The organism is Parvularcula marina (genome assembly GCF_003399445.1).
GTDB classification, from domain to species: domain Bacteria; phylum Pseudomonadota; class Alphaproteobacteria; order Caulobacterales; family Parvularculaceae; genus Parvularcula; species Parvularcula marina.
The window spans coordinates 1,100,085-1,116,073 of the sequence record NZ_QUQO01000001.1; the positions used below are offsets into that span (position 1 = coordinate 1,100,085).

19 protein-coding genes are annotated in these 15,989 nt (G+C 58.2%); 3 read left to right on the plus strand and 16 right to left on the minus strand.

Annotated elements, in window-relative coordinates:
- Positions 1 to 21: 21 nt before the first annotated feature.
- On the plus strand, positions 22 to 447 hold the full coding sequence (locus DX908_RS05125) for a DUF7684 family protein (RefSeq protein WP_199564592.1): 426 nt from the start codon (positions 22 to 24) through the stop codon (positions 445 to 447).
- A gap of 48 nt (positions 448 to 495) precedes the next feature.
- On the opposite strand, the gene DX908_RS05130 is transcribed toward DX908_RS05125, so the two are convergent.
- From DX908_RS05130 to DX908_RS05205, 16 genes are all read right to left on the minus strand, one after another.
- Positions 496 to 1,695: a hypothetical protein gene (locus DX908_RS05130; RefSeq protein WP_116391346.1), complete on the minus strand. Its 1,200-nt coding sequence runs from the start codon at positions 1,693 to 1,695 to the stop codon at positions 496 to 498.
- Positions 1,696 to 1,717: 22 nt separating this feature from the next.
- Entirely contained in the window at positions 1,718 to 2,500 is a 783-nt protein-coding gene (locus DX908_RS05135) for an outer membrane lipoprotein-sorting protein (protein ID WP_116391347.1), read from the minus strand.
- Between the two features lie 22 nt (positions 2,501 to 2,522).
- Positions 2,523 to 4,922 (minus strand): efflux RND transporter permease subunit, encoded by a 2,400-nt coding sequence (locus tag DX908_RS05140; protein WP_116391348.1) that lies wholly within the window; start codon positions 4,920 to 4,922, stop codon positions 2,523 to 2,525.
- A 51-nt stretch (positions 4,923 to 4,973) separates the two neighbouring features.
- Complete coding sequence (locus tag DX908_RS05145; RefSeq protein ID WP_116391349.1) at positions 4,974 to 5,576, minus strand: TetR/AcrR family transcriptional regulator; 603 nt, start codon at positions 5,574 to 5,576, stop codon at positions 4,974 to 4,976.
- 87 nt (positions 5,577 to 5,663) lie between these two features.
- Complete coding sequence (locus tag DX908_RS05150) at positions 5,664 to 6,737, minus strand: EscU/YscU/HrcU family type III secretion system export apparatus switch protein (protein WP_116391350.1); 1,074 nt, start codon at positions 6,735 to 6,737, stop codon at positions 5,664 to 5,666.
- A gap of 3 nt (positions 6,738 to 6,740) precedes the next feature.
- The gene (locus DX908_RS05155; RefSeq protein ID WP_116391351.1) at positions 6,741 to 7,511 is read right to left on the minus strand and encodes a flagellar biosynthetic protein FliR; all 771 of its coding nucleotides are present in this window, start codon (positions 7,509 to 7,511) and stop codon (positions 6,741 to 6,743) included.
- The gene (locus tag DX908_RS05160; RefSeq protein ID WP_116391352.1) at positions 7,511 to 9,616 is read right to left on the minus strand and encodes a flagellar biosynthesis protein FlhA; all 2,106 of its coding nucleotides are present in this window, start codon (positions 9,614 to 9,616) and stop codon (positions 7,511 to 7,513) included. Before DX908_RS05160 ends, DX908_RS05155 begins: the two co-directional genes overlap by 1 nt.
- Before the next feature lie 4 nt (positions 9,617 to 9,620).
- Complete coding sequence (locus tag DX908_RS05165; RefSeq protein WP_116391353.1) at positions 9,621 to 9,881, minus strand: flagellar biosynthetic protein FliQ; 261 nt, start codon at positions 9,879 to 9,881, stop codon at positions 9,621 to 9,623.
- Between the two features lie 12 nt (positions 9,882 to 9,893).
- Complete coding sequence (gene fliE, locus DX908_RS05170; RefSeq protein ID WP_116391354.1) at positions 9,894 to 10,199, minus strand: flagellar hook-basal body complex protein FliE; 306 nt, start codon at positions 10,197 to 10,199, stop codon at positions 9,894 to 9,896.
- Between the two features lie 2 nt (positions 10,200 to 10,201).
- The gene (locus DX908_RS05175; protein ID WP_116391355.1) at positions 10,202 to 10,585 is read right to left on the minus strand and encodes a flagellar basal body rod C-terminal domain-containing protein; all 384 of its coding nucleotides are present in this window, start codon (positions 10,583 to 10,585) and stop codon (positions 10,202 to 10,204) included.
- 3 nt (positions 10,586 to 10,588) lie between these two features.
- Positions 10,589 to 10,921 (minus strand): hypothetical protein, encoded by a 333-nt coding sequence (locus DX908_RS05180; RefSeq protein WP_116391356.1) that lies wholly within the window; start codon positions 10,919 to 10,921, stop codon positions 10,589 to 10,591.
- A 62-nt stretch (positions 10,922 to 10,983) separates the two neighbouring features.
- A complete protein-coding gene (locus tag DX908_RS05185) occupies positions 10,984 to 11,454 on the minus strand; it encodes a flagellar biosynthesis repressor FlbT (protein ID WP_116391357.1) in 471 nt (156 codons plus the stop codon).
- 9 nt (positions 11,455 to 11,463) lie between these two features.
- On the minus strand, positions 11,464 to 11,844 hold the full coding sequence (flaF, locus tag DX908_RS05190; RefSeq protein WP_116391358.1) for a flagellar biosynthesis regulator FlaF: 381 nt from the start codon (positions 11,842 to 11,844) through the stop codon (positions 11,464 to 11,466).
- A gap of 61 nt (positions 11,845 to 11,905) precedes the next feature.
- Positions 11,906 to 13,195 carry a flagellin gene (locus DX908_RS05195; RefSeq protein WP_116391359.1) on the minus strand — a complete coding sequence of 430 codons (1,290 nt, stop codon included), beginning with the start codon at positions 13,193 to 13,195 and terminating at the stop codon, positions 11,906 to 11,908.
- 128 nt (positions 13,196 to 13,323) lie between these two features.
- Positions 13,324 to 13,647, minus strand: coding sequence for a hypothetical protein (locus DX908_RS05200; protein WP_116391360.1), 324 nt, complete (start codon positions 13,645 to 13,647; stop codon positions 13,324 to 13,326).
- A complete protein-coding gene (locus DX908_RS05205; RefSeq protein ID WP_116391361.1) occupies positions 13,644 to 13,973 on the minus strand; it encodes a hypothetical protein in 330 nt (109 codons plus the stop codon). Before DX908_RS05205 ends, DX908_RS05200 begins: the two co-directional genes overlap by 4 nt.
- Before the next feature lie 89 nt (positions 13,974 to 14,062).
- Here DX908_RS05205 and DX908_RS05210 point away from each other — a divergent pair, with 89 nt between their 5' ends.
- Together DX908_RS05210 and DX908_RS05215 are read left to right on the plus strand one after the other, a co-directional pair.
- Positions 14,063 to 15,352, plus strand: a complete 1,290-nt coding sequence (locus DX908_RS05210) for a flagellar hook-length control protein FliK (RefSeq protein ID WP_116391362.1) — start codon at positions 14,063 to 14,065, stop codon at positions 15,350 to 15,352.
- Positions 15,353 to 15,363: 11 nt separating this feature from the next.
- Positions 15,364 to 15,978 carry a flagellar hook assembly protein FlgD gene (locus DX908_RS05215; RefSeq protein ID WP_116391363.1) on the plus strand — a complete coding sequence of 205 codons (615 nt, stop codon included), beginning with the start codon at positions 15,364 to 15,366 and terminating at the stop codon, positions 15,976 to 15,978.
- Positions 15,979 to 15,989 lie beyond the last annotated feature (11 nt).

Genomic DNA, 15,989 nt, shown 5'->3' on the forward strand with positions numbered 1-15,989 from the left:
GAGGTGCTATCGACGACCGATATGGACCAACTAGAATATTTTCACCTGCCACCAGGGGGAACACCCCCAGAGCTGAACTGCCAACAACCTTTTGCCGCGGTCGTCGTCATCAAAGCTGATATTTCGGCAGAATGGCGTCGTTCTGTATCGAGATGGTTAGTCCAATCAGGCTGTCTTTACATGATGGCATGGGGAACAGAAAGCTCCGCATGGGACGATAGTGTGGATCACGCTAATCTTGAAGCATTTGATTATGATGAAATACCTGACGAGCATTTGGTAATGACGACTTGGCACGACAACGAACCGTTAGAAGATGTCCTCTGGTTCGCCACCAATTCACTCGAGCATCCAGTAAGAAAAATCGAGCGCCTGATATTGATCGACATCTCAACACAGGAGCGACGTATCGAGATCATGAATTCACTGGCGCGCTCAGCTGACTAAAACTGAAGAAATCATGATGAACCGCTAAACACAGCCAGAAAGCTGCGCTCAGAAATAGCGCGTCAGCCTGAGGGTGACATGGCTGTCCCGCTCGAAGGCGGCCAGCAGATTGTCATCCGCCACATTGACGAAAAAGCGGGCCTCGACCTCGCCAGTCCAGTTCTGGCCGAAGCGGCGCGACGCCTCGACGAGCCCCGAGGTTGAGCCATCCTCGACATCGGAAATCCCCCCGGCAAGAATGCTCGTGTCCTGAATATCGTTAAGCGCATAGCGCGCGCCGTAAAAGACATCATGCTCAAAGGCTGATGGGGGCGCAGTGCCCTCATCCCGGCCGTCATAGAGATATTCGACGAGGACGCCGAGATCGGCGCCGCTTTCGGTCACGCCAAAGAATGTATATTCGACCCCGCCCACGGCGGCCGCGAAGGTATCGCCCTGCCCCTCACGGACAATGCCTTCGAATTTCCACAGCCACGCATCTTTCGTATACTGTGCATCGATCCCGGCTTGTGTGATCTGCTCATAATTGGGCCGGAAGATCGTGCCCAGATCCTTGTCGACGCCCGGCACAAAGCCCGGCTCGCGCGAGGTGCCGTGAAAGAGGCTGACCCCGACATCCCAGTCACCGAAGAAATTCGAATAGCGCGCCGCCACATCGGTGTGCCATTCCTCATCATCATCCTCATAAAGCGCGCGGTCAGGATCGACAGGCACACCGAACCGCAGGCGGCCCTCCTCCCCCGGAAAGGTCCGCTCGCGGAAATAAGGCAGAAGAAAGAGATCAAGCTGACCCCAGTCTTTCAGCAGGCTGAGTTTGACCATGGGTTGGCCAAGCTTGTCCTCTTCATCGATATCTTCAACGCCGTCGGTCTGGTTGATAACATCGACAAGGTGGCGGCTTTCGGTCACGCCCCAGAAAATCTTGGTCGCGCCGATCAGCAGATCGAACTCATCCCCCGCATAGCGGTAATAGGCTTCGCGCAGATCCACATGCGTGCGATCATCATCCTCGCCATCGATGCGGGCAAAGGGCGCGAGCACGATCTGGTGCCGCCCGTCAGCGGATTCATGCACGGCTTCGGCATTGAGGATCAGCGAAGGCTGCCAGGTTTCAAGCTGTTCGGGATAGGCTGGATCCTCAACGAAAATCCGCGCCTCCGCCCCGATATCGGCATTAAACTCCCAGTCCTGCGCCGCCGCCGGGCTGGCAAGAAGCCCGCCAAGGGCCGTCAGGATGATCGCGCGCATGGGCTGGCCCTCCCCGTTTCGGTCAGCGGATCCGGTTCAGCACACCTTTGACGAAATCGCCATCGGTCAGCTCAACCGAAAAATCGAAATCGCCATAGACAAGGTCGGTCTCCTTATTGGTCTGGTGATTGACCATGGAGAGCTTCTTTGCCCGCCAGACACCGTCATATTCGGTGTAATCCGAAAACATCAGTGTCTTGAGGAGCGAGTCCTTGCGGTCGTAAAATTCGAGCTTCCGGACCTGATAGACTTCCTGATCAACATAGGAGACTTGCCGGGTGTAGCCTGAATTCTCGTAAAGCGGATAGCGCTCGACAATATCGACGGTCATGCCGTCAAGCTCACCCTCGCCCACATATTTGTACGAGTACTTATTAAGCTCCGTCGAAGTGAAATCCTCAAAGGCAAATTCTGAACCCACAAACGGCCCCGACTTGTTCGCCGAGCTGATCCGCTTGACCCGGTTGAGGGCTGGCAGGAAGAGCCATTGATCGTCCGGCTCCAGAATTTTTGCATGGCTGAGAAGAGCTGTCCCCGCCACATCGCGCGGCGTCTCGAAGATCACGAGGGATTTATCCCCGACGCTTTCGTTCTCGCGCTCCAGCGTCTTGAAGCTCAGCTCACGAGAGGTTTCCTGCCCCGCCGCATTGCGCAGGACCATGGTCGCGGTGACTTCCGAGCTGCCAAATCCGTTATCGGAACGATCCGAACGAGCCGCGACCTCATAGCCCTTCTCATCGCTCTTCTCGCGCGACATCGAGGCGCCGTCTTCTTGCGCGATTGCGGCAGGCGCAGTGACGGCCATGAGAGCCGTTGCGACAAGCAGGCTACGAGATGTTCGAGATAGAGAAGTAAGACGCATTGCCATGGTTTCCTTCATATGTCGGTTTGGGGTCACGGTCGGTCCAGATGAGGAGCGCCGGCAGGAAGAGGAAGTCGAGGATAAGGGCGAAGACAATCGACATCGCGGTCAGAAGGCCCATATCCGCCACCACCTTGAAGGTGGAGAACATCAGGAGCGTAAAGCCGAGCGACAGGATCACCGTGTTGAGGAAGATGGCGAGCCCCACCGTGCGGAAGGCATAGCGGACCGCATTCTCTGGCGAGAGGCCCTCTTCCCTACGTGCCCGGAGATATTTGGTCATCAGATGCACCGTGTCATCAACCACGATCCCAAGGCTTATCGCTGCAATCACGGCGATGGAGAAGCCAACCTGCCCGACAATCAGTGCCCATGCGCCGAATGCCGTCAGGATCGGGAGTGCATTGGGCACAAGACTAAGCAAGCCGAGCCGGAAGCTGCGTAGCGAGATCATCATGATGATGGAGATCAGGATGACGGCAATGATCGTCCCTCGGATCATCTGCTCGATATTCCGGTCGGTGATGAAGGTGAACATCACCTGCGTCGAGGTCGGCACGGGGCGTAAATCTTCAGGGAAATGCTCGGCGATATAGGCTTCGGCATCGGCAAGGAACTGCTTGGTTGCTGCCGTTGAGACACTGTCCCCGGCATTGAGATTGCCGACGGTGGCCGTCACCCGGCTTGCCGATTTGTCGACATTGATCCTGTCATTGAGATCGAGCCCGTAAGGCAGCGACAGCTCATAAAGAAGAAGGTATTGCGCAGCCAGCTCCCGGTCGTCCGGCAGGCGATAATAGGCCGGATCATCCTCATGCAGATTACGGTTGAGCCGCTTCATGATGTCGGAGATTGAATAGACGTGGGTCACGACCTCCTGCTGGCGCAGCCAGACAGTGAAATCCTCTAGCCGCGCAAGATATTCAGGGTCAGAGATCCCGCCCGGCTCGCCTGCCTCAACCGAGAACTCGATCGGGTAGAGGCCGAAATATTCGGCGGCTGCGTCACTGGCCGTGCGGAACGGGATGCGCTCGTCGAAATATTTCGTCCACTGATCGTTGAACTCGATCCGCGGGATCTGGGCGATCAAGGTGCCAGCCAGAATAATCGAGAAGAGCGCGGCAAGACCTTTGCGCCTGACGATCAGATCGCCGACCCCTTCGATGAAATGGGCGCCCGATGCCCCCTCTTCTGCCTCTTTCGGTTTGAATGGCACAAGCGAGATCAGCGCCGGCAGGAGGGTAACCGCGAGGAACCACGCCGCGCCAATGCCTGCCGCGGACATGTTCCCTAGATGCCGGAAGGGCGGTGCATCGGAGAAATTGAGCGCCATGAAACCGACAATTGTGGTCAGTGAGGTGATCCCCACGGCAAGGAAATTGATCCGCATGGCATCGATCAACGCCTCACGCTTGGCCATGCCGCTGCGCATCTTCGTCCGCATGGTCAGAAGGATATGCACGCAATCCGCCACCGCCAGCGTCAGCACGACAATGACGGAGGACAAGGCCAGCGGCGTGATCGCGACGCGCATAATGCCGCCCGTCCCGACAGCAACGGCAGCGGACAGAATGACGACCATCATCACGGCTATGGTCGCGGAGATCGACCGGATCGCCAGCATGGTCAGCAGCATGACGACGCCGAACATGATCGGCACGAGAGTTGAGAAATCGGACTGCCCGCTTTCGGTGAAGGAGACATTGAGCATGGCCACACCGGTCAGCCGCACCTCGACCCCGGGATGGTTCTCAGTCACCTGATCGCGCAATGCTCGCGCGGCTTCTGCGACTTCGAAAATCTCATTCGCGTCGTTTTCAGGATACTGAATGACGACATTGACGGCCGTTGCATCGGCATTGGGCGCAATCAACTGGCCATTGAGCAGTGGTTCGGCAAGCGCGATGCGCTTTTTCTCGACGAACTCTTCCGGGCTCAGGTTCGATGGATCCGGGATCAGATCCTCGACGATCAGATCGTCTTCTTCGGCATAGGAATGCTGGAAATTGGTCAGGCTGTCGACACGGATTGAATAAGGGATCTGCCAGCCACTGGCCGTCAATTCTGAGACGGCGAGCATCACCTCTTCATTGAAGACATCCCCGCCTTCCCTTGATCGTACAAGGAAGAAGATATTGTCGTTCTTGGTGTAGGTGTCCTGGAACGTTTCAAAGGCCGTCAGCTCCGGATTCTCTTTCGAGAAGAAGACCCGGTAATTATTGCCCTCGGTCATATGCTGGGCCTGATAGCCGATAAAGAGAGCAGCTGCGATCGTCAGTGGAATGACGAAGAAGCGCCAGGCGAGCACGAATGACGAAAGGCGGACCGCAAACTGGTCAACCGCGGTCCGGGGTCTGAGCGCCATTGGGGGTCTCCTCGCTGACTGAGACCAAATATCAGAACGATCGTTCTGACGTCAAGTGGACGGTTTCATTTTCAGGCTATCGACGATCTGATTGATTGCCAACAGAAGGGATTCCCGGCTGCGCCCCATGCGTGCCTGAACGCCGGTCGAGAAGTAAATTGCGGTCGACATCTCCGCAAAAGCCTGAGGCGAAATACTGGTCGAGGCACGGCCTTCGGCCTGCGCTTTGGCAAACCCCTTGGCGAAGAGTGCGCCGATAGCATCAGAGCATTCTTCCATCTTCGCGGCGATATCCTGGTCCTTGGCCGCAACATCCACAGCCGTCGTGCAGATCAGGCAACCGGCCGGGAACATCTCGGGGTCCAGCATTTTCGCAATCAGGGCCCTGCGAGCCGCATCGAAAGGATCGATGCCGGGTTCCTCAAGGAACAGTTGGATCTGCTGATAGGCCTCAGTGGAGTAGTGATCGAGACAGGCGAGGAAGATTTCCTTCTTGCCGCCAAAGGTCTGGTAGAGCGCATAGCGGTTCATGCCGGTCGCTTCGACCAGATCGCCAATCGACACCCCGTCATAGCCATTGCGCCAGAACAGCTCTGTTGCGACCTCGATCACATGCAGGCTGCGGCTTTCAATTTCGGCAGGGGCAATCGTCATGAACGTCTCATAGCACTAAAATACGCATAACCAGTATGTCAGCCCCGCATTATCTGTCGCCTTGGCGGTTCCGTCAAAACCGGAGCTCTAATTGTCTTTCTTCGGCTTTTTGAGCTTGTCAGCAAAGCGGATGGCCGCAGCCACCGCTTCATAGTGCTCGCGCTGGATTTCTTCACCGACCTCGACAGTTGCGTAAAGTGACCGGGCGGTCGGCACGTCGCGATAGATCGGCACATTTGCCGACTCCGCGCGCGACCTGATTTGGAAGGCCAGGTGATCGACGCCCTTGGCGACGCATCGCGGCACCTCTCCCCCGCCCCGGTTCCATTTGAGCGCGACGGCATAATGGCTAGGGTTGACGACAACGACATCGGCGGTCGGCACGTCCAGCATCTGCCGGTTATGCGCGATGCTGCGGCCCATCTCTCGGCGCTTATGCTTTTGCTCGGCGTCACCTTCATTCTCCTTGGCCTCGTCCTTGACCTCCTGAAAACTCATTTTCAGCTTTGATCTGTGTTGGGACCATTTGAACGGCACCTCGATAGCGGAAGCCGCAGCTGCGAGGATCACGGCCATGCCGAGCATGACGACCGCGATCTTGCGCATCTCAGAGAACGCCAGCGCCGGGGGCGAACCCACCGACGACATCAGCTCAGGGAACATGCCAATTGTCAGCAAGACCGCTGTCACTAGGACGACGATCATCTTGACCATGCCCTTGGTGAACTCGACGAGGCCGTTCGGCCCGAACTTGTTCTTCGCATTTTTCAGCGGGTTGATCTTGGAGAGCTTGGGCGCAAGCTTTTTGCCTGAGAAGGTGATCGATTGCTGGGCAACGAGAACGGCGATGACGAGGACCGGGGCAAGGAACAAAAAGCCCAGAAAGAACATCACGGTCGGGCCGAATGCTTCGAGTATATTAGCGCCGTTCAACAGCCAGCTGGCCGCTGCGACTGGACGGTCCCAATAGGGCAAAAGGCTGTTTGCGAACGGAATGGCGAGCGCACCTGCAAACCCCAGCGTACCGACAAGGATTCCCGTGAAGCGCGCAAGCGTCTGCAGTTCAGGGGAGGATGGAACATTACCTTCTTGCCGGGCGCGTTTTATCCGCTCCGGTGTCGGATCTAATGACTTCTCACCGCTGTCATTTCCCTCTGCCATCGCCTACCAGAATCCTCCGAAGGCTTCCATGACGCTATCGGCCCAGACGGTCAGCATGGTGGCAATCGCAAGCCCAAGAATGACGAGCCCGGCCAGTACGTTACCCGGCACACCGATAAAGGTGACCATCATCTGCGGCATGGCCTGGTTGATCAGGCCAAGGACGAGATTATAGAGAAAGTTGATCAGAAGGAACGGCAGCGCAAGACCGACGGCGAGCGCGAAGGCTCCTGACGTTCGCTCTATTGCCCAGCGCGCCAGCGCATCGGACGCTGGTACTTCGCCTAAGGGAAAGAGCTCATAGCTCCGGTAGAGGAGCCCGACGCTCGCTGTGTGCCAGTCCATGGTCACAAAAAGCGCACTGCCCGCCATGATCAGCAGCATGGAAACGGAAGTGTTCGGCTCTGCCGCCAATGTCGGGCTGAAGATCTGGGACAGCGAGATATTCTGCGCCACGATCGTCCCGGCAATGGTCAGCGTATAGATCAACACCCGGAATGAGAACCCGAGCGCAAAGCCGATCACGACCTCGAACAGCATGAGGGGCACAAGCCCCATCTGGCTGACGGCTTCAAGATGTCCCGGCACGACGAGCGGGAACAGCGCCGCCGTCAGCGCAAGGATAATCGCCAGTCGCACCCGCATGGGCACACCCAGCTCACCGATGCCGGGAATGAAGGAAATCATCGCGGCCAGCCGTGCGATCAACGCAATGCCGGCGGTGGCCACCGTCGACATCTCCGGCGGTATAGCCAGTTCAGCGAACCAGTCCATCAGGCGACCGCCAGCATACTGGGCCGCGTGCCCGGCACGATCTCCTCAAAGGCAATCACGGGATTGTTGATGCCGCGGCTACGCAACACATCGCGCACAAACCGGCGACGGGCAGACGATACCGCCACAGCGGCATACTGGCCTGCCAGCGCGGCCTTGTTGAGCGCTTCCTGGATCTCATCGCCCAGCTTCTTGAATTCATCCGCCGTCAGATTGCTCGGCAGATTTCCCTCGCCTTGCGGGGTCAGGCGTTCTTTCAGAAGCGCATCCCATTTCGGCGAGAGCTGGACCAGCGGCAGCGTGCCATCCCCGGCCCTGTACCCCTCAAGGAACTGGAAGGCGAGCGAACGCCGCACGGCTTCCACAAGATCGTCGATGGAGCTGCAATGCGCCTGATGCTCGACGATTGATTCAAGGATGAGTGGGATATTTCGGACGCTGACCTTTTCTGCCAGCAGCCCGCGCATGACCCATTGCAGGGTTTCATGGCTGACCTTGTCAGGCACAAATTCGTCAATCAGCTTGCGGTTGGCTTCAGCGCGCTGCTCATCCGAGACATCAGCAAAACAGTTGAGTGCCTCACGAAGTGCCCGGCGGGACATCAACCGCTCAAAGCCGTTCTGCACGGTCTCGAGAAGATGCGTTGCCAAGACTTCGGCGGGCTCGATGATGGTCGCGCCACGTTCTGCCAGCCGGTCGGCATCCATGCGGCTGACCCAGCGGGCCTCCGCGCCATAGACCGGCTCGGTCGTCGGGATACCCTGAATGTCCGTGTGCTCCTCGGGTTTGACGAGGGCGAGAAGCTGGTCGAGTTCGAGCCTGTCTTCCGCCACCGTCGCGCCCTGCACGCTAATCCGGTAGCGCCCCTGCCCGATGGTCGAATCAGTGACGCGGACGGGCGGCATGACAAAGCCATATCGTTGGACCACGAATTTTCTGAGCTTATCGATCCTTGCATCGAAACTCTCAGGCGCGCCGGTCAGCATGGTTGAGAGTGAGCGATCAAGCTCGACATGGATCTCATCCAGATCAAGCACATCACCGAGGGTTGATGCCTTTTTGGTCTCAACGATTTCAGGCTGCGCGTCTTCTTTCTTCTCAGCCTCTTTCTGCTCGCGTCCATAGGCAAGCCATGCCGCGTAGCCGAGGAGCCCCGCGCCAGCAGTGAACGGCAGGAAAGGCAGGCCGGGGAAAAGCGCAAAGACCGCAAGCAGGGCCGCAACCGTGCCAAGCGCCAGCGAGCTGCCCATCATCTGCTTGACCATGGCGGCATCGACGCTACCCTTGCCCTGCCCTTTGGAGAGCAGGAAACCGGCGGCAACGGAGATGATGACCGCCGGGATCTGGCTGACTAGGCCGTCCCCGACGGTGAGCACGGAGTAATTCTGCACCGCCTCGGCAAGCGAGATATGATGGACCCCAAGGCCGATGCCGATGCCCGCCACAAGGTTCAGCATGGTGATGAGAAGGCCCGCCACCGCGTCGCCCTTCACGAATTTCGACACACCATCGAGCGAACCAAGGAAGGCGGCTTCCTCCTGTTGCAGCTCGCGCAGGCGCCGCGCCTCTTCGTGGCTGATTGCGCCTGCGGCGACATCGGCGTCGATCGCCAACTGCTTGCCGGGCATGGCGTCGAGGGCAAAGCGCGCACCGACTTCGGCCATCCGCCCTGCGCCCTTCGTGATCACGAGAAAGTTCACGATGATGAGCACACAGAAGATGATGAGCCCCATAAAGAGGTTCCCGCCCATGATGAACATGGCGAACCCTTCAATGACACCGCCGGCCGCGGCCGTGCCTGTATGCCCCTCCCCGATGATCAGCTTGGTCGAAGAAATGTTGAGAGACAGCCGGAGCAGCAGCGCCATCAGCAGCACGCTGGGGAAGGATGAGAAATCAAGCGGCTTCTGGATGAACAGCGTCACCGTGAAGACGAGAATCGCCAGCCCGAAAGAGGCCGTGAGGCCAATATCAAGCACGATCGGCGGCACCGGCAGGATCATCATGATCAGGATGATCATGAGGCCAACCGTCAGAACGACGGTCGGCTGCCGAAGCGTGTCGAGAAGATTGAACCCTTTTGCTGCGCCTGCCGCTTCCGCCATGGCGCTATCCGATCAGGGGCAATATGCGGTCATCAAAAAGCCGGAGGGCGAGGTTCATCATGAAAGCCGCACTGAGCGAGAAGACGAGCAACATGACGCCGACCTTGGGCACAAAGGTCAGGGTCAATTCCTGTACGGAGGTAAGTGCCTGCAAGAGCCCCACTATAAGGCCGGTGATCAGCGCCGCGATCAGCAGCGGCGCAGACATCAGGGCCGCAGTGAAAACCGCATCACGGGCGAGATCGAGAACCTGTCCATCTGTCATCGGACGACCCTCTTAAACCGGCATTCTCAGGATATCCTGATAGGCCTCGACCACCTTGTCGCGCACGGTGACAGCAGCCTTGAGGGCAAGTTCTGCCTCAGCCATTGCCTCAACCACGGCCTGGGCACTGCCCTCCCCGCGCGCCAGTGCTTCAACGGCGACGTCTGCCTTGTCAAAAACCTTGGCGAATTCTTCAGCGGCAGCTTTCGGGCCTTTTCCGGCGGCTTCCGCGCCGGGCGCAGATGCTGTGCCTTGCGCAACCCGGTTCGCCTGGCCGTAACCGACCGATGCGCCGAGTGAAGAAAGTTCTCCAGCCATGACTATCTCCTGAGCAGGCCGATAAGTCCTGCATACATGTCACGGGCCTGACGGAAGGCTTCAAGATTTGAGTCGAATGTGCGCTTTGCCTCGCGCGCATCGGCCATCTCGACCATCAGATCCACATTACTCAGGGTCACGTAGCCTGATTCATCTGCGAGGGGATGGCCGGGATCGAGAACCGATTTCCCCTCCGCAGGGTCAAGCGTCAGCCGCTTGACCTCGACCGACGTATCGCCGCTGCCGATCCCGAAAGTCAGCAATTTGCGGTGATAGCCGGGTGTGTCGACGTTCGAGATGTTCTCGTTGACGGTCCGCAGCCGGAGGCTCTGGACTTCCATGCCGTTACTGGCAGATTTCAGGGCAGCATTGAGCGGATCAACCATGGATTACCTCCGCCCCAAAGCTTCGGTGTACATGGAGAGCACCCGCTCCCAGAGCCCGAGCGCCATGTCATGTTGCCCGCGCGCCTCGGCCAGCTCGACGATCTGCGCCTCAAGCGAGACGGAATTGCCATTGGGCTTGATCGCAGCATCCTGATCGACGCGCGTCGTCAGAACATCTCCGCCATCGAATATCTCAGAGAATTCAGCGACTTCTTTCGCGCGATAGCCGGGCGTGTTTGCCTGGGCGAGATTCTCCGTGACCGTCGCCTGCCGGAAAGCGGCGTGTTCGGCCATCGCCTTCGCAAGGTCGAGAATACCATTATTCGAGCCAATCATGGCCGAGCCCCAAATCGCGTTAACTATTTAGGAAGGTTAATGACCAGTTCGTTAACAAAAGGTTAACGGGCAACCGCCGTCCGGGGCAACTCGCAGTCTGCGAGGTTGCGGGTAAGTGCCTGTTGCTCAAGGAGGATCTTCTCAAGAAGGTGCGCCTCAAGGCCAATCACCGTCTTTAACGATCCGAGCACCGCATGATAGCGGCGAAGACCCGCCGCCTCTGTTGCCCGCGCAATCAGATCGCAGGCCGGCGTTTCTTCGAACACCATCTGCAATTCATTGAGACGATTGAGCAGATCCTGCCGCGCGTCGGTTTCCTCAACAGCGCAAGCGAGAATCATCTGGGCAAGGTGATAGGCCCGCGTCACGGGCGTCTTGACTTCATCCGGGTGGAGCGCATCCGAGAGCCGCAGCACACGGACGCTTTCGTCGATGATCTTGATCGAGGATTTCTTCGGCCCATTCTCCACAAGGCAACCGCCCACGAGAAATTTCTCGCGCGGTTTCAGTGAGAGTGTGAGACCACCAGCCATCCCCGCTCCTTACGCTGCTTCGGCCGCAGCGCTACGCAAACCTGAAGCGATCGTCCGGTTCAGATCGACAAGATCCGTCACCTGCGCTTCTCCCGCCAGAACGCGGGCGCCGTGGCGAAGCGAAAAACCGCCGAGGCTGATGAGATTGGCTTTAAGATCGTCGGGCAGCTCGTTCCCTTCGGAAGCAAGGTCGGTCATCAGTGCTGACCAGAGCTGCGAATTTCTGTGAAGGGCATTGGCCATGGCTTTGACGTCTTTGGCCTTGCCGTCCTCGCCGGCTGCCAGCTCCAGTTCGGCGGCAATCTGCGAGAAAATCTGAGCTTCGATCTGCCGCGGCGTCGCGGTGATCTTTTTTGTCTGTGAGTATCCAGCTTGTGCGAATGCTGACATTTATTTTCCGGCCCCGATTTAAGAATCAGAAGGGCGGCCGAAGCCGCCCTTCCAGTGTGGATTAACGGAACAGAGCAAGGATCGACTGCGGCGACTGGTTCGCAATCGACAGCGCCTGAAGGCCGAGCTGCTGCTGAACCTGCAACTGGCTCAGTTTCGCAGAAGCAGAAGTCAGGTCAGCGTCGGTCAGAGCCGAGATACCTGAATTCAGGTTGTCGATCAGCGAAGAGATGAAGCTCGACTGGGTGTCGATACGCTTCTGAGCCGAACCGAAAGCAGCGGCAGCATCAACGGCGGCGCCGAGGATGTCGTCGATGTCGTCAAGAGCGCCAGCAGCGTCGCTGGTCACGTCGAGGCCGGAAAGCTCAGACAGCAGACCGCCAGCGGTACCGCCAGTGGTTTCGGTATAAACCGTGATGCCGCTGAAGGCAGAACCAGTGTTGTTAGTGACTGCGATGCTGACATTGTTCTCAGACGGACGCGAAGATGTCTGAACAGAGATGCCGATATCGTCAGCGTCGAAAGTCGGGTTCGCAGCTTCAAGGTCAGCCAGCGCATCCTGAAGAGCAGCCTGCAGGCCGAGAACGACTTCGTTCGAGGTGTCGCCTTCACGAGCAACATATTGAACAACCGTGTCGTTGGCGCCGAGGATCGAGAAGTCGAGCTCGAAGGTTTCGCCGGTTGCGATGATGTCACCAGCAAAAGTCACCGTTTCCGTTTCGCCGTCAGCAGCAGCTGCGTCCGAGTCAACGTCGTTGGTGTTGTTGGTCACGCCGCCGGTCGCCGTGAAGGCGCCTTTAAAGTCAGCGATGGCAACAGCGACGGCACCAGCAGTCGCAGTTGTCTGGCTGAGGTCTTGAGCGAGAACCGAAATGCTGTCCGTCGTAACGCCAGAACCGGTGCGGTTCAGCGACGAGAGGAAGCTGACCGACGTCACAGAGTTGTCGACGAGGTTCACACCGTTGAACGATGCAGCTTCGACGATGTCCTGGATCTGGGTCTTGATGTTGTCGATGTCGGTCTGGATGGTGGCGAGGTCGCTGGCGCTCTTGCCTTGCGCGTCGACGATCAGGCCTTGCGCATCTTTCAGCAGACCAACGATGGATTCAGCACCGCTCCGTGCAACGCCAAGCGTGGACGCAGCAAGAGAAAGCGATTCCTGGACCTTACCGAAAGCAGAAACGTCGGCGCCAATCGTCGTCGAAATCGAGTAGATAGCGGCGTTCTGACGAGCGTTCTGAACTTTCTTACCGGTCGAGATCTGGTCGTTGATGGTGTTCAGGTTGGTGTTGATGCCCCGGAGGGTTTCAAGTGCAACCTGTGCGGACGAGTTAAAGTTAATGCTGGACATGTTTTCTCCAATTCAGTTTCCAAAATCAGAGTCGTCATCCTGACGAAATCGGGGAGCGCCCCGACGCAACTTCATCCGCGTTGCCTCGACACCTGTAATAGCTGTGAACTTCTAACAGGGACTTAACGTCAGACCCGGCGATTGGGATTCTCGTTTTCGACGCCCATCATGCTGCCGTCGCGGGCGTAACCGACCGTCCCTTGCCCCTGGCCCATGTTGGCAAAGCGGGTTTTCAGTCCCCGGATCGCGGTCAGTGCGGCAGACATCAGCCGTTCATTACGGCCGGCCTGCGCCCGGATATGCTCAAGTGTTGCGAGATCATCCACCTGTTCCATGGCGGAAAGCAGCTCGTCCTTACGCCGCTGGATTTCGACCAGCGCGTCAAAACGTCGTTCGAGCAGGACAGTTTCCTCGTCCTGTAAAGCCTGAAGCAATTGCTGCGCGGGACTCATACACGTCTCCCAAGGGTATCCTCGGCCTCAAAATCAGCCGTGGCCAAACGATTATAGAAGGACTCAGCGAGGCCAAATCCGCCCTGTTCGGTAATCTTTTCAGCCAGATGATCGAGCAGAAAGGTTGAGAAGGCGTCAGCAGTCTGCCCTTCTGCCCCAAAAGCTTCAGCGAGCCCTGCATATTGCAGCATCTGTCGGATGAAGACGCCCTCGAATTCCTGTGCGGATGCGCGCAATTGCGCTTCCCGCGCCTCGTCGACGACGGGTTCAGATGAGGACGCGGCCTGTGTCTGGGCAGCCGCCGAACTGGGGATAGAAGGAATCATTAACTTCTTCTTCGGCCCGATCCGTAAATCATTAGTAAACCAACTCGGTCCATTGTGGTGATTCGGATATATAGAGACGGCTTCATCCTATGATCGCTGACACGCTTCTGGCCCTGACGTCATCTACCGCTAAAGCGGCTCCCACAGGCTTTTCAGGCAAGCCCTCCGGTGACGGAGAGACATTCGCTGGCCTCATCGATATCGACAGCGCCGATGTGAAGGAAAAAGCCGCCCTTCTGGGCATCGGCCTGAAACCCGTCCTGTCCAAGGAGCTGACGGAAAGACTGACCGCAACGCCGACGCTGACCGACCCCAAGCTTGCTGTTGAAAAGGTTGCGGGCAGTACGGATGCGGCAGATGTGGCGCCTGACGCCGCCCTCCTCCTGACGACAGGCGAAGACACAGCTCTTCTGAATACGAACGATCTGCCGTCAGATAAATTCTTTGCGCCGCTCGATCGGGCCGCTGCAACACGCCTTGGCGCGTTGACTGGCCTTGCCGGCAAAGGCGCCAGCACGCCGCTTCAGGTCGCAACGGCCACGCCGCCGCCAGTTACTCTCGCTCAAGCCAATGCCGCCCTCAAAGAACAGTCAACGCCTCTGCCCGTCCTGTCGGCCCCCAAGGCTGACATTCCCGAAGGCGCGATTGTTCTGACGGCGGAGACAGGTCTGAAACCGCAATCCGATACAGCGGATAGTAAAAAGCTCCTCGCCGACCTTCTGACCGCCACTCCCAAGGCGGAAGCCGCCGCGAAGACGGAGCTGCCGACAGCCGTCAAAGCCGTCACCTCAGGCTGGCACAGCCTCGTCAGCCGCTTTGGTGAAGCGGGCGCTGGCGCACGCGGATTATTCTCTCTCGCGACACAAGGGCTGACGGGCACAGATGTCACCACTCCTCTGATCGGGGATGCACGGTCTCCTTTGGGAAATAACGCCCTCACCTTTGTCAGCCGTGTTCAGGCGAGCCCGGCCAATCCTGCCCGGCCCGAAGCTTTCCAGCAGGTCGCTGACGCCATCCGCTTACAGACGAGCGACAACCGCGTGATGTTGCGCCTTGATCCGCCTGATCTCGGCCGCGTCGGGATCGAGCTGTCCTTTGACAATCACCGTCTCGTCACGGCTGTTCTGACCGCTGACAACACGGACACAGCCGCGCTTCTCCGTCGCTCGCTCGACAGTCTTCAGCGCGAACTTTCCGCCGCCGGATTTGACGGCGTGAATATCGATTTTGCTGACGCCCAGACATCGGCGGAACAGGACGAGCTTGCCATCTGGGATCAAGACCTTGTCCTCGCGGAAACCATGCCCATTGAATATGGGTTCGAACCGGCCGAACGAAGAAATATCATTTCCGATACTCACATTGATGCGAGATTTTAGGGACAGTCATCATGCAGACAACTGATGCCACCGCCGCCGCAGCAGCCGGAACACCGGCGACCAGCAGCACCGCAGCCTCTGCCGCTCTGTCCTCTGACTTTGACAGCTTCATTCGCCTCCTGACGACGCAGGTGACGAACCAGGATCCGCTGGAGCCGCTCGACTCCACCCAATTCGTTGAGCAGCTCGCGACATTCTCCGCCCTCGAACAACAGATCGCAACCAACGCGCATCTTGAATCGATCGCTTCGCTCCTTCAGGCCCAGCTTGGTCAGGGCGGTGAGCTTCTTGGCAAGACGATCCTTGCCCCATCGATTACAGCTGAAGGCCCGTTTGACAATCTCACGATTGCCGCGCCCGGCGTTGAGGAAGGCGCTCTTGTCGTGCGCAACAGTGCTGGCGATGAAGTCTATCGCGGGCCAGTCGGGAATGAATGGACTTGGAATGGCCGGAATGCCGATGGCGATGCCGTCGGCCTCGACTTCTACACCTTCGAGATCGAAACACCTTCAGGCAGCGTGACCGCTGGCGCAATTGGCGAAGTTGACCGGATCGTCACCACGAATGAAGGACAGGTCGTTGGTCTTGGGGACGGTGTCCTCGCTTCCAACTACACAGTCCTCTAAAGGAAAGTCCG